This window comes from Granulicella sp. dw_53, from assembly GCF_018449545.1.
Classification (GTDB): domain Bacteria; phylum Acidobacteriota; class Terriglobia; order Terriglobales; family Acidobacteriaceae; genus Edaphobacter.
The window spans coordinates 314,142-327,877 of the sequence record NZ_JAAVUR010000001.1 but is presented as its reverse complement, the minus strand read 5'-3'; the positions used below and the strand labels follow the sequence as shown (position 1 = coordinate 327,877).

Here is a 13,736-nt window from a genome sequence, read left to right as displayed (position 1 = left end):
CAACATCTCCGTTAAAAAACCACGATTTCCCCATTTCGAGGAATGATGCCTGGCCTTCTGTGTTCTCTCTAAAGTGCATCCGCAGCCTTGAAGATTCCATCCAACGCAGATGGAAAAGGCTCCACGAGATGAGCCGATCATGAGCAGACTGAACGCAAAGTGATCAGAAAGCGATGGGCCACAGAGTGCTTTTAAAAATCGTTGAAGTTGGACATCCTGCGCTAAGGAAAGTAGCCCGCCTCCTAACGCCAGAAGAGATCCTGAGTCCCGAGATTCAGACCATGATCGTTCACATGCGGGACACCATGCGCGATGCACCCGGAGTAGGTCTGGCAGCCCCCCAGGTGGGAGAATCCCTCCAACTGACGGTCATCGAAGACAAAGTCGAGTACCAAAAGGGACTCACCGAGGCCCAGCTCCAGGAGATCCAACGGTCCGCGGTGGACTTCCACGTCGTCATCAATCCCCAAATAGAGCTTCTATCGCCTCCAGAGGCGGTCTTCTTCGAAGGCTGCCTCAGCATCCCCAGGCTAATGGCCGCCGTGCCCCGGTCCCGCTCCGTCCGAGTGACATGCCTCGACGAACACGCCCAACCCAGAGTCATCGAGGCCGAGGGCTGGTACGCCCGCATCCTCCAGCACGAGATCGACCACCTGCAAGGCCGCCTCTACACAGACGTCATGCAGCCCGGAACCCTGACGACCATTGAGAACTACCAGCGCCACAGACTAAAAGCAGCCAGCTAACAAGGTCCCGGCAGAGCCACCCCACTCTGCCGGACTCTCCCTACCCCTCGAACCCACGATTCCAGGCCTCAACGACCCGCGTCTCTCGCTCCCATCCCAGGACACTCACACTCCCCGTCCCCAGTGCGAACAGCCGTCCGCCAGTCGCATCCAGCCCGATCCAGCGTGCCGCCAGAATCCGCAGAATATGCGCATGGGCAAACAGCGCCACCTTGCCCGAACCAGCCGCCAACGCCCGCGCGATCACCCCATCCGCCCGCTCGCCCACATGCTCTGCCGTCTCGCCACCAACAATCTCGTTTTTCCAGACACTCCACCCCGGCACCTCGGCTCGAATCTGCGCCGTAGTCTTTCCCTCATAAACCCCGTAATCCCACTCCTTGAGTCCCTCATCCACCACCGCGACATCTCCAAACCCCGCAATCCGGCAGGTCTCCCGCGCCCTTTGCATAGGACTCACAAAAACCGCGTCAAACTTCGTCGGAGCCAGATAATCTCGCAACTCCTCCGCCCTCTTCCGCCCATGGTCCGTCAGCGCGATATCCGTCCGGCTGGTATGCGCTCCACTCAGGCTCCACTCCGTCTCGCCATGTCGAATTAGCCATAACTCTGTCCCTGAACTCATTTCTTATCTCCTGCATCCAATATCCTACAAAGATGGACTTCCAGCTAACCACCACCTACAAGCCGCAGGGCGACCAGCCCCGCGCCATCGCGGAACTCCTGTCCGGACTCAGCGCCGGCGAAAAAGATCAGGTCCTCCTCGGCGTCACCGGCTCCGGAAAGACCTTCACCATGGCCAGCATCATCGCCGAGTCCAACCGTCCCGCCCTCATCCTCGCCCACAACAAGACCCTCGCCGCCCAGCTCTACCACGAGTTCAAGACCTTCTTCCCCAACAACGCAGTCGAGTACTTCGTCTCCTACTACGACTACTACCAGCCCGAGGCCTACATCCCCGCCGGCGACCTCTTCATCGAAAAAGAGGCCACCATCAACGAAGAGCTCGATAAGCTCCGCCTCTCCGCCACTCGCTCTCTCTTCGAGCGCCGCGATGCCATCATCGTATCCTCCGTCTCCTGCATCTACGGCCTCGGATCGCCTGAAGCCTACTACGGTATGCTCCTGCTCCTCGAAAAGGGCCAGAAGATCAAGCGCGAAGACATCACCCGCCGCCTCGTCGAGATCCTCTACGACCGCAACGACGTCGACTTCCGCCGCGGCACCTTCCGCGTCCGTGGCGACATCATCGAAGTCTTCCCCACCTACGACGAGATGGCCTATCGCATCGAGCTCTTCGGCGACGAGATCGACACCCTCTCCCAGATCGATCCCCTCTTCGGTACCGTCAAGCAGAAGTACTCCCGCCTCCCCATCTACCCCAAGTCCCACTACGTCGTCCAGCCCGAGCGCAAGAAGACCGCCACCGAGTCCATCCTCTCCGAGCTCTTCGAGTGGGAGGCCCAGCTCGAAAAAGAGGGCCGTCTCGTCGAGTCCCAGCGCATCCACCAGCGCACTCGCTTCGACCTCGAGATGATCAAATCCGTCGGCTACTGCCACGGCATCGAGAACTACTCCCGCCACTTCTCCGGCCGTCTCCCCGGCGAGCCACCACCGACACTCCTCGACTACTTCCCTCGCGACTTCCTCCTCTTCATCGACGAGTCCCACGTCACCGTCCCCCAGCTCCACGGCATGTGGCACGGCGACCGCTCCCGCAAGCAGAACCTCGTCGACTACGGCTTCCGCCTCCCCAGCGCCATGGACAACCGCCCCCTCAAGTTCGACGAGTTCGAAGGCCGCACCGGCCAGATCATCTACGTCTCCGCCACCCCCGGCCCCTACGAGCTCACCAAGGCCGCTGGCGTCGTCGTAGAGCAGATCATCCGTCCCACCGGCCTCATAGACCCTCCCGTAGAGATCCGCCCCGTCAAGGGCCAAATAGACGACCTCCTGGCCGAGATCCGCGACCGCGCCTCCCGCAACCAGCGCGTCCTCGTCACCACCCTCACCAAGCGCATGTCCGAGGACCTCGCCAACTACTACACCGAGGTCGGCGTCCGTTGCCGCTACATGCACTCCGAGATCGAGACCCTCGAACGCATCCGCCTCCTCCGCGACCTCCGCAAGGGCGAGTACGACGTTCTCATCGGCATCAACCTCCTCCGCGAAGGCCTGGACCTCCCCGAGGTCTCCCTCGTCGCCATCCTCGACGCCGATAAGGAAGGCTTCCTTCGCTCCCAGGGCTCCCTCATCCAGACCATAGGCCGCGCCGCCCGCCACCTCGAAGGCCGCGCCATCCTCTACGCCGACAAGATGACCGATTCCATGCAGCGCGCCATCGACGAGACCAACCGCCGCCGCGAAAAGCAGGTCGCCTACAACGAAGAGAACGGCATCACCCCGCAGAGCATCAGCCGCCCCCTCGAGATGGGTCTCGCCGGAATCCTCAAAGCCGACTACGCCGACCTTACCGACGAAGCCGAAGGCATGCCCGAATTCAACACCCAGCAGGAGCTCGACACCTACATCGGCAAACTCGAATCCGACATGCGCGAAGCCGCCAAGAAGTTCGAGTTTGAAAAAGCTGCTAAATTACGCGACACCGTTAAAGAGCTCCGTACAAAGGAGTTCCTATTCTCCTGAGTCTCAATCTCGGCTCGAACGTCTCATACAAAGCGGGACAGGAATGTCGCATCCAACGGGAAAAGCGATTAACCAGCTTCGGAAGAGATCATACGAGTAAATGTTTCTGGAACCAGAATTCGAACCAAACGCCCGCACCGGGCAGGCATCCAGCAGCAGCATACTGGTAGTGGATGACGACTCCGACGTCCGTTCCCTCACCCGAACCTTCCTGGAGCACGAGGGCTACCACGTCTACACCTCAGGTGAGGCCGACCGCGCCGCCAACATCTTCCGGCGCGCCGCAAACATCGATCTCCTCATCACCGACTACTACATGCCCCACCGCTCCGGCATGGAGCTCGCCCTCGAGCTGAAGGCGCTCCAGCCCTCCCTCCCGGTCCTCGTCATCTCCGGCGCGCTCCTCGATCCCTTCCAGCTCAGCCAGCTCCGCAGCCAGGGCTGGAACTTCCTCGCCAAGCCCTTCTCCCTGCCGCAACTGTTGGCGAACGTCCACGAAATCCTTCAGCTCCCTCATCTTCGAGCGAGATAGCTGACTCTTCCCTGCTACCCTGTTCTCGTGAAGCTACTCTCGCGTCTCCTCTACGCTGTCTCCGTCGTCGTCTTCACCGTCGTCGTGCTGCTCGTCGTAAACTTCCTCTCCATCCCCTCCCGCAACACCCCACTCACTCACTTCGACACTCTCATCGTCCTCGGCACACCCTCCAAGCCCGACGGCGAACCGTCCCCCGAGCAGCGCGAGCGCACTCTCGAGGCGGTCCGCGAATACAAGGCAGGCATAGCCCCTCACATCATCTTCTCCGGCGCTGCAGCCCATAACTCCTACGTCGAAGCCGAAAGCATGGCCCACCTCGCCATCGCTCAGGGCGTCCCCGCGGCGGCCATCGTAGAGGAACCCCGCGCCCTCACCACCATCCAGAACCTCGTCAACTCAGCGCAGCTCATGCGTCAGCACAACTGGGCCAACGCCGAGATCGTCAGCTCACCCAGCCACCTCGCCCGCGCAGCCCTCATCGCCAACGCCATCAACCTACAACAACCGGACCTCTCCTTCGACTGGCACACCCACGCCTCTCGCTGGCCGGTCGAGTACACCCTTCCCAAGGAGCTGGCCCTCTACACCCGCGAGTCCTGGAGCTCCCTCAAGATCCGGGCCAACGGCATCCCCAACCAACAGCTCTCCCCGCAGCCCTGACCTAAGCCGAGTCAGCCTCGCGCTCAGGCCATCATTCGATTCCGTCCTGGCACGACGCACAACTGCTCCAGTATCCCAAGTTCATCCAGCGCGCCCCAGCGCTCCACCATCTGCCCGCCGTAGAACCGCGCAATCTGCACTCCGCGCACGATGATCGTATGCCCGGTGGGAGCGATATCCTGGAACCGTCCCTTGTGCATGCCCGTCAATTTGTAGGCAATCGAAACGTTATGCTCATCCGCCACAATGTGTTTGATCTCGATCTTCACATCCGGAAAAGCCGTTCTGAACTCGCCGAAGAACTGGATGTACCCCTCCGGCCCCGGCCCTTGTCCTGGCGCTGGATCATGATCCACCACCCCCGGCGTGATCAACTCACGTAAAGCCTCCAACTTGCCCGAGTTCACCGCGTCGATAATCCGCCGCTGCGCTTCCACATTTCGCTGGCTCATAAAATTACCTCATTGCACGACACCACCATCGTGCCGTTCGGCCCAGGATTATAGGCGCATCGAATCTCCATAGGCGAGATCGTCCTTGATCCCCCGTCCGGAACGGCCTCTTCTAAAATAAAAAGAGATCTGCGTTAGCTACTCTGGCAGCAGAAAGCAGGAAACATGAACTCCGCTCTCGGCATCTCTACTCATCCCAGTCCTCACTCCGTGCCCGAGACCCTCGACCGTCTCGAAGCCATCCTGCGCGAACACAGCATCACCGTCTTTTCCCGAATCGACCATGCAACCGAAGCCGAAAAAGTAGGCCTGCACATGCCCCCCACCCAGGTCTTGATCTTCGGCAACCCGAAGGCCGGAACACCGATCATGCTCGCCGCCCCACTCACCGCCATCGACCTGCCCCTCAAAGCCCTGGCCTGGCAGGACGCCGATGGAAAGGTCTGGCTCAGCTACAACGATCCCCAATTCCTCAGGCATCGCTTCAACCTGCCTGCCGAAGTCCTCAACGGCATCTCAGGCGTTGGCAACCTCATCCAGCAAGCGGTCGCGTAGACTCCACCGCTCCATCGCCCACACTTCCCCGAAGTACCGGAAGAGACGTGGCTTACAAACTTCCTCTTCCAAATGTCCAGCAAAGAGCGCTGTCAAGCCCCTAAACCACTTAACTTACTACGAATCAACAACATCCGATTGGCACTTTAGTTATGCATCGCTCTCTAAAATAGAAGTAGAGGAAATACCTCAAGAAGAGCTCTTTGCCAACTTCACTCTAAGTCCGACGACGATAGGAACTTCGTTCAAGGGACGAGAAGCAGAAGTCCGCCCCTAAGCCCCATTAAACGAGGATTTTAAGCAAATAACCCGGGGGAGGGGTGTACGCGGGAACAGCACTGCCCCTCCCACGCCACCTCAACGGAGACTCACCGGACAGGCGGATTGAGAATAGCCTTGACGGGATCTGAGAGGTCTTTATCGGCATTCTTGAGAAGAAGGCTGACCTGCCACATCTCAGTCTCGGAGAGCGCGCCCTTGAAGGAAGGCATGCCGCTCAACCGGATGCCGTTCGCAACGATCCAGTAGCTGAAACCTGGATCATCGTCGCTAACCCCGACCACCCCACGCGGCCCATGCTTCTTCCAAAGCTGCGGAGGAGCCGGATACATACGTTTTGCATACTCGGAGTCGTGGCCCGGCGTTCCATGGCAGAAATAACACTGCTCCCGGTAGATCTGCGCCCCCGACTCGAAGACATCCTCACCGGCCAAAAACGGCGGAGGCTGCATCTGACGGCCGATCCGCGCACGAAGCGGAATCTTGACCATCTGCCGCTCAAAAGGAAGCGGCGAATCTGCAACAGCAACTGGAAGTGGACCAAACTTGAGATAAAGAAAGAATCCCAAAACAAGCACGACGACAATAACGACAATGCCAAGACAAACTCGGCCCCGATTTTGACCCATTATTTACTCCCGGATTGTGGTGACCACGCCTTCGAATGCGCGTTGTTCTTGATGTGAGCTTCCTTGAAGCAGAACTCGCAAAGAGACAGGAGAACGAAATCCCGATCCTCCATGCCAGCTAACAGCCTCCATAACAGTCCCCATGGCAAATCGCTCCACCAACGGACGAGTGATAGCGATAGCAGCCATTCGGATGAGGCTTGCACCAACGCAGGAATGTGGTCCAGCTCCCAGCGCAAGCTGTCCCGCCTCGCGGCGAGACGAATCGAACAGGTTCGGATGAGCGAAGCGCTCCGGATCACGATTAGCAGCAATGATCCGCAAGACAATGCGATCGCCCCTCCGGACGGGACACCCTCCCAGATCGATATCCTCCGTCGCTCTTCGAAAGAGAACGCGTGTAAGACCCGCGTACCGCAAAGACTCCTCGATCGCCTGCTCCACCAGATCGGGTTGAAGATGCAGCAGACTCCACTCCTGCGGATGCTGTAGAAGTGCATACCACGCATTCCCTAAGAGCCGCGGCATCGTATGCGAGAGCGCGACGAACCCAGAATCGCGCAACGTCTCAGGGCCCGCATGGAAGCAAGGCCTGAGCTGAGCATTGGCAAGCTTCGCCTCGGAACGCAATATCGGATCATACGGCTCAGCAGCAGCAGCCGAGACCGCTTGAGCGACGTCCTGGAGACGCTCAGCCTCCCCTAGCTCGATCCCGGTCACAATCGCCGCAAGGGCAAGACACGCAGGACGAGCATACTCGGCCAGCAGATCGACTCCCTGACCTTCAGGCAGATCCTGCACCAGCGTATGAACGAAAGGCATGAGCCGCTCACGCCACGCGCGAAGCTGTGTGGGAGAGAGCGCATCAAGCGTCTCCTCCCGCATTTTCAGCAGCGCGCCTTCATCCTCCGGCGTGGATGTCTTCTCACTGCGAGGTCCAGTAGGCGCAAGCGTCGACGAGCGAAAGGCAGCCAGCACATCTTCGTGCCGGCTCAGGACCCACGAGTCCAGAGCCTCATCGAAGTAGGCTGCTTCGACCTCCGGTGGAATCGGCGAATCCAACTGATCGCTGTCCCACGCCGGCCTGGATGCTTCCTCTCGTCTGGCGTGCATGTCGCCTCCCCATTCAGTCTGACTGCTATGGGTGAGGCATATGTCATGGGTTTGTCATTACTTTGCACTTATAAGAAAGCTTTAATGACGAGTCTCTGAAGCTCCAGCGGAGGCAACTGGTTGGTCTCCTTCAGCAAGTCTCCGATGGAAGAAATCGAAGACCAGACCATAGAGGCTATAGGCAAGTTCGGGGTCATAACGAAGCCCTTCATCGCGCATGAAAGCGTGTGCTCCATTGACCTCGTGCCAACTGATCTTCTTTCCAAGTTCATTGAGCCGCTGAAGAACCTTCATACGTCCTTCGGTAGGAATATGAGGGTCCTGACGTCCCCATATCATGAGCAGTTCGCCTTGAATGTCAGCCGTACGCGCAAGCGAGTCGTCTGCCATGCCCTTCCCGAGGCCGCCCTTATGAATGTCCGTGGCATAGAAACAGGCCGTCCCAAGAACATCGGGATTCATCGCAGCACGAAAGGCCAGATGACCTCCAATGCAGATGCCCATAGCACCGAGCTTCCCAGTGCAGTCCGGCCGCGACTTGAGATGATCGAGTACAGCCCGCGCATCGGCATCATAGCTGGCGAGTTCCTTCGTAGTCTTCCAGGCATTGCCGCGATCGGAGCCAGCCTGATCGTAGGCAAGGACCGTGTCCGCTGGCTCGAACTCGTGATAGATCTCAGGCATGGCAACGATATAGCCATGGCCCGCGAGCATGGCGGCTGTGCGTCGGATAGGAGCAGTAATTTGGAAGATCTCGGAGTAGAAGACCACTCCCGGATAGCGGCCCGGAGCCGCGGGACGCACGATATGGGTCCTCATTGGGCCGTAAGGTGTGGTGAGTTCTACGTGCTCATTGTCAACGATGATCATGGGTGCCTTTCGTCTCCGTTTCAGTCTAGTCGAGGTGACGCCTGTAGGAACGGCTTCTAAACCTCATTGTAAGAGAGAGCCAATATGCATACCTGCTTCTTCGTAAACGGTCGTCACTCTTCGGTCCAGACGGTGACAAACGCTGTCACGCCCAACTTCGTTGCAGCGATTATCGCCACAGGAGAGAACAACCGATTTTGGAAGCGAGATTCAGAAGACAACGGCACCAGCGCAAAGGTGTGGGCTCGCACTCTATCTCGAGTGCGAGCCCCGAACTCCTTACCTGGTGGTTATGCAAATCTCCTCGGACCAGAGGAGCAGGATCAGATCGCTTCAGCATACGGAAGCAATACTTCCCGCGAACATATTTCGATCCGCTATTTCACTGCCGATCTAAAGCCTCACGCAGCTATAACCCTTCGGCAACTTCAAGGTCACTCAACCGCAGAGCCAGTGATTTTGCAGAACCGCCACCACGATGAAACTCGCTGAGTTCGATCTGGGTAACGTCGAAGCCATGGTCTGCAAGTCGAGCCGCCAGATCTACAACCGAAGCTCCCGTAAGGATGTTTCGGCCAATGTTGATTACGCTGCAGGCGAACTGGGTCGCTTCAGCCTCTGTAACCGGAATACGTTTCTCCTCAGGGTAAGCTGCCTCGATCTTCGCGAGCGACGCCGCATCGAACGCCCCCGGAAAATACAGCAGATAACCATTGGCAAGAGGCGCGAAGCAGATGTCGAGATGGTAAAAACGGGGATCAACCAGATGCAGCGAGGTGACAGGCGTATGCCACGCGTCAGCGACATGGCGATGACTATGCTGGCAGGTCCGGACGCCATGCGCAATCCAGAGATGGCGGCCATCCGCGTCGAAGATCGCGTCGCCCTCGCCCTCAAAGGCGGTCTCGCGCGGCGTCTCCCAAAGAAGAAAGCCAGTGTCCTTCAACCAGCGGCGAAGGTGAGGCTCCTCTGTCTGGCGCTGCGGATGAGCGAAGCTGGAGAGCGCGGCGATACCATGCGAGACGATAGCAGCATGAGCCACAAAGACCATGTCTGGCGATCCGGGACGGGCCTTTAGAAGGCGCACGTCGGCGATACGGCGAAGCTGCTGATAGAGATTTCTCCACTGCGCAAACGCGGTATCGCGGGACGGACGGTGCAGATTACCGGCCATCCAGGGATTGATGATGTAGTTGACGTCGAAGAACTCCGGCGGACACATGAGATAAGTAGGTCTGTCGAAGTGGGGGGTAGGAGCAAGGTTGGAGGCTGGGGTGGATGCTGCACGGGACGTGGTAATCATAAAACGGTTTGCCTGCTTTCCAGGTGTGAGTCTGCCCACTCCGAATAACGATCGTCAAGTGGCGCCGCATAAAGATCGATACAACTTTGGTTCCCTTGGTCCGGAAGTGGGATCGGGCTGACGTTGTAATTATAAAATTCCACCCGCACTGCTTTGTTTCTCCCACGAGAAAAACCACACGTAAGGAAGACCCGATCGGGTAACTTTCCTTGCCGTGTGGCTATTGGACGCAGTTTGCTAAGGTCTGGTTTACAGCTTTTCGAAGAAGTCGCAGGCCGAGCAGGAGATGTAAACTCCGCCAGGTGTGCCGCGCTCGCGATCCTTGACGCGTTTCACGATGCGAGTGGGCTTGGAGCACTTCGGACAGTCGGTGCTCTTGTTGGTGTCCATGACCTTCTTACGGTCGCCGGTCTTGGCAATCTTCGCCATAATGATCTCCCCTAATACAGATATTTGGCGTTACCCGCACTGGAGGACCATCGGACTGGCTTTGTGGGGCCAAGCTGGACCGGATCTTCCGGAACTTCTCAATTAGATCTGCACGGGACAGGCCAGGGCTGGAATCAGAGGAGAAGAGCTGCGGTAAACACTCAGTCTCTGAGTTTACACCAATTAGCAGCGTTTAGAGCAGTTGCGACGAGGTCGTGGTAGTAGCGGTAGTCGTCTGCTTTGGGTCGCTCTGCTTAGGATCGCCCGTTTTGGGAGGATCGTCGGGAAAGATCACCTTATTGGGACCGTTGGGAAGCGAAATCGCCTCGCCCGGCTTCCGGAGTGTAGGCGCTGGACCTGGCGCGGAGCCTCCATTATCAGGATTCTCAGGCTTACGGTCGCCAAGGGCGATCTCGCGCTCCAGAACTGGCGCGATATAGCCAGCCATCTCATCCTTGTCATGGATCTCCATGGGCTTGCCCAGGGCTGCGATCTCCACCAGAGAGACGCGGTCCCCATTGAAACGCACGAACTTCACTGTCTTTGGGACATGGCCGTAGATCCACTCCTCGTAGCGTGCGCCGTTGGGATCCCCGCTAGGCTGCTCACGCATCTTGCTGTCGGGAGCACCCAACGCGGCAAGCACCATCCGGTGAGTCATCCCGACCAGAACATCGTGAGCCGCAATAGCGTTCTTCAATGGCTCCGGCAAGGTGTCGGCGTAAGCCTGCTCGCTGGACTTCACACCGAAATCGAGCACCGGTTCCAGCAACGCTTTCACCTCGGGAGCAGAGATCTCCGGCACCGACCCTTTGAATAAGAGGGTGATGCGGGCCCCTGTGGCCTTCTCCGTAGGGGCAACGACGTTATTGTCATTGAACTGAATATGACTCAGAAAGCGGTGCTTCGCATAGGGACCGCCATTGAGGTCCAGAATAATCCGGTCCCCCTTGATCTCCATGGCTGTAATGGCGACTCGATCGCCTGGGGCGGCAGCCTGGCCCTTGTCATAGATCATCTTCCGGTACTCTTCAGTACCAGGAGAAAGAGCCCCATTCGCCCGGAGAGTCAACCCAGGGCCCATCGGCAGAGCGCGATGCGCGAATCCCTGCTCGGCCTCCAGATTGCGAATAAGCTCCCGTCTTCCCCGCTCCGACAGTTTGGTCTCAGGAAGTTGCAGATCGGTAGGCGTGAAATCTGTCTTGAGCTCTGAGGTCGCGGTCTTCTCGCCCACCACGAAGACCTGGCCGTTCGCGCGGGGAGCAAAGGCAGCAAAGAGGACTACGGGGAGGGCCCATTTGCAGGTCGATCTATGAGTCCCAGCTTGCGCGTGAAGTGTCATAGAAGCACCTCTGATACTGAAGAGATTGCACCTTAATAAAACTTTTGACAAGAGCCGTGACGAAGTCCTGACAAAACTTGTTGATGAGGAAGGAAACGTCAGGTTTGCCTAGTGGGTCTCTTCGCCTGAAGAGTTCAGCGGACGAGGCGGAGGCGGAACCGACATCGTGCCAGGGGTGGTAGGCATGATTTGGACGAGAGAAGCAGGACGAACCTGCGCCTCCGCCTCCATGGCGGTGTGGGCCGCAGGTGGCGCGACATCCATAGGGTAGCCGCCTGGAATGATCGGAGGGTGGGTGTAATTCCAGGAATACTCGCGCGTGACCAGCAAAAGCACGATGATGGCTACAAACACCGCGAAGAGGGTGAAGAGCGCAGCCTCAGGACCATAGCCCCCGCCGGTGAGCCAGCGTCGGCCCATCGCATGGGTCTGGATAACGGTAGAAAAATCTCTCAGGCCACTCACTGGCAGACCGAAGAGAGTGCCCATGCTTGCGTTCCATGCGAAGTGCATTCCCCATCCCAACCAGAGCCCGTGGGTACGTAGCCAGGCAATGGAGAAGAGAATCCCAGCCAGCATCGTGATCAGGACGCTGATTCCACTGGACTCGGGATTGAAAAGGTGTGCGACTCCAAAGAGGAAAGCCGTGATCAGAGTAGCCATGACCGGACCAATAGCGTCGATAATGCGCCGGAAGGCATAGCCGCGAAAGGCGACCTCCTCGGCCAGTCCCGCTACCAGCAAGGTGGCGAGATTGACTCCTACAAGAAGAAAAGAGCGCGCATCGAAGAAAAAGTGGACTCGCAGCGACGCGAAGAGCGCCATCGGAATGACCGCGAGCACAACCGAACCCCAGCCCAAAGCAGCGCCCACAACCCACTCTTCGCGAGCCGTAGAACGTTGTGGCAACCCGACGATCTCACGCAGTTGGCGAGGACGTCCGGAGATGACCTGCAGAATGGTAAAGCCAAGGGCCAACAAGAAGAGAAAGAGAATGGAACTGAGCAGATTCTGTTCCGCGGGCAGATTGAAGCGAACCGAGAGACCCCGCGACGCACTTGCCGCAATCGCCTGCGCAGCGATAACCCAAACGACAGAGGTTCCAAAGAGCGCGAACTCCAGCGTCCGTGTGAATCGGGGGGATGGACTTGTACGAAACGCCGGCAACGGTCAATACTCCTGGGATGTTGCTGGTCCGCCTAAGCGGTGGTGTAGAACTGTGCGATGTTGCGGAACTTCTGATAGCGCTGCTCTAGTAGCTCTTCGATGGGCAGAGATTGGATGGAAGCAAGATGATAGGTGAGTTTCTTGTCCAGCAACTCCATCGCGGCGGCGGGGTCGTTCTGCGTCCCTCCAGCGGGCTCTGGGAGGACATCGTCCACACATCCAAGACGTTTGACGTCGATGGCGGTGTATTTGAGAGCTGCTGCGGCCTGCTGCTTCTTGCTGGCATCCTTCCACATGATGGACGCGCAGGCCTCCGGCGAGATGACCGAGTAGATGGCATTCTCGAGCATCAGGACACGGTCTGCTACGGCGAGTGCAAGTGCGCCGCCAGATCCTCCTTCGCCAGTGATCGTAGCGATAGTGGGAACACGGAGGCGAGACATCTCCAACAGGTTACGGGCGATAGCCTCTCCCTGGCCTCGCTCCTCCGCCTCAATCCCTGGGTAAGCGCCGGCAAGGTCGAGAAAGGTGAAGATGGGGCGGCCAAACTTCTCGGCAATCTGCATGGCGCGGAGAGCCTTGCGGTAGCCTTCCGGCTGGGGGCTGCCGAACTTGCGAATGACCCGCTCTTTGAGCGTCCGTCCCTTCAGGTTGGCGATGACGAGCACTGGCTCGCCATGAAAATATGCCATCCCGCAGGTCATCGCCGGATCATCGCCGAAGGCCCGGTCGCCGTGGATCTCGCTGAAGTCGGTAAACAGTGCTTCGATGAAGTCCATCGGATAGGGGCGCTGAGGGTGGCGGGCTAATTCTGTCCTGATCCACGCCTCGGGTATGGGCGTTCCTGCTGCCTGCACCTGCGCTAGCTTGCCTGCGTCGTTATCTGCCATCTGACTTATTGTAGCGGAGAGTGGAGCAAGAGGTTGGCGAAAGCCACTCGCCCGTTCGACTGGGAAAAGAAAACAACTCCCATAGGCGCTAAACTGCTCGTCTAAATCAATACACTACCC

The 13,736-nt window shown here is 58.4% G+C and carries 15 protein-coding genes; 5 read left to right on the top strand and 10 right to left on the bottom strand.

What is annotated here, in order from left to right:
- The first annotated feature begins 173 nt into the window (after positions 1-173).
- A complete protein-coding gene (def, locus tag HB393_RS01430) occupies positions 174-746 on the top strand; it encodes a peptide deformylase (RefSeq protein ID WP_218623853.1) in 573 nt (190 codons plus the stop codon).
- Positions 747-786: 40 nt separating this feature from the next.
- Here def and HB393_RS01425 read toward each other — a convergent pair whose 3' ends face one another.
- On the bottom strand, positions 787-1,371 hold the full coding sequence (locus HB393_RS01425; RefSeq protein WP_213803359.1) for a histidine phosphatase family protein: 585 nt from the start codon (positions 1,369-1,371) through the stop codon (positions 787-789).
- 32 nt (positions 1,372-1,403) lie between these two features.
- On the opposite strand from HB393_RS01425, the gene uvrB reads away from it, so the two are divergent.
- The 3 genes from uvrB (at position 1,404) to HB393_RS01410 (ending at position 4,587) form a co-directional block, all read left to right on the top strand.
- Positions 1,404-3,392, top strand: coding sequence for an excinuclease ABC subunit UvrB (gene uvrB / locus HB393_RS01420; protein WP_213803358.1), 1,989 nt, complete (start codon positions 1,404-1,406; stop codon positions 3,390-3,392).
- Positions 3,393-3,492: 100 nt separating this feature from the next.
- Positions 3,493-3,924: a response regulator gene (locus HB393_RS01415; protein WP_213803357.1), complete on the top strand. Its 432-nt coding sequence runs from the start codon at positions 3,493-3,495 to the stop codon at positions 3,922-3,924.
- 27 nt (positions 3,925-3,951) lie between these two features.
- On the top strand, positions 3,952-4,587 hold the full coding sequence (locus HB393_RS01410) for a YdcF family protein (protein WP_345944969.1): 636 nt from the start codon (positions 3,952-3,954) through the stop codon (positions 4,585-4,587).
- Positions 4,588-4,610: 23 nt separating this feature from the next.
- On the opposite strand, the gene HB393_RS01405 is transcribed toward HB393_RS01410, so the two are convergent.
- On the bottom strand, positions 4,611-5,039 hold the full coding sequence (locus tag HB393_RS01405) for an ester cyclase (RefSeq protein WP_213803356.1): 429 nt from the start codon (positions 5,037-5,039) through the stop codon (positions 4,611-4,613).
- A 165-nt stretch (positions 5,040-5,204) separates the two neighbouring features.
- Between HB393_RS01405 and HB393_RS01400 the strand changes: the two genes are divergently transcribed.
- Positions 5,205-5,594: a DUF302 domain-containing protein gene (locus HB393_RS01400; protein ID WP_213803355.1), complete on the top strand. Its 390-nt coding sequence runs from the start codon at positions 5,205-5,207 to the stop codon at positions 5,592-5,594.
- A 368-nt stretch (positions 5,595-5,962) separates the two neighbouring features.
- Here HB393_RS01400 and HB393_RS01395 read toward each other — a convergent pair whose 3' ends face one another.
- From HB393_RS01395 to HB393_RS01360, 8 genes are all read right to left on the bottom strand, one after another.
- Entirely contained in the window at positions 5,963-6,364 is a 402-nt protein-coding gene (locus HB393_RS01395; protein WP_255550704.1) for a cytochrome c, read from the bottom strand.
- 141 nt (positions 6,365-6,505) lie between these two features.
- Positions 6,506-7,615 carry a cytochrome P450 gene (locus HB393_RS01390; protein WP_213803353.1) on the bottom strand — a complete coding sequence of 370 codons (1,110 nt, stop codon included), beginning with the start codon at positions 7,613-7,615 and terminating at the stop codon, positions 6,506-6,508.
- An 81-nt stretch (positions 7,616-7,696) separates the two neighbouring features.
- Positions 7,697-8,485, bottom strand: coding sequence for a dienelactone hydrolase family protein (locus HB393_RS01385; RefSeq protein ID WP_213803352.1), 789 nt, complete (start codon positions 8,483-8,485; stop codon positions 7,697-7,699).
- A gap of 409 nt (positions 8,486-8,894) precedes the next feature.
- A complete protein-coding gene (locus HB393_RS01380; protein WP_213803351.1) occupies positions 8,895-9,788 on the bottom strand; it encodes an arginine deiminase-related protein in 894 nt (297 codons plus the stop codon).
- Positions 9,789-10,037: 249 nt separating this feature from the next.
- On the bottom strand, positions 10,038-10,217 hold the full coding sequence (locus HB393_RS01375) for a hypothetical protein (RefSeq protein ID WP_020713649.1): 180 nt from the start codon (positions 10,215-10,217) through the stop codon (positions 10,038-10,040).
- 193 nt (positions 10,218-10,410) lie between these two features.
- On the bottom strand, positions 10,411-11,559 hold the full coding sequence (locus HB393_RS01370; RefSeq protein ID WP_213803350.1) for a hypothetical protein: 1,149 nt from the start codon (positions 11,557-11,559) through the stop codon (positions 10,411-10,413).
- A 108-nt stretch (positions 11,560-11,667) separates the two neighbouring features.
- Positions 11,668-12,726, bottom strand: coding sequence for a CPBP family intramembrane glutamic endopeptidase (locus HB393_RS01365; RefSeq protein ID WP_213803349.1), 1,059 nt, complete (start codon positions 12,724-12,726; stop codon positions 11,668-11,670).
- A gap of 32 nt (positions 12,727-12,758) precedes the next feature.
- Positions 12,759-13,616, bottom strand: a complete 858-nt coding sequence (locus HB393_RS01360) for an acetyl-CoA carboxylase carboxyltransferase subunit alpha (RefSeq protein ID WP_213803348.1) — start codon at positions 13,614-13,616, stop codon at positions 12,759-12,761.
- Between the last annotated feature and the right edge of the window lie 120 nt (positions 13,617-13,736).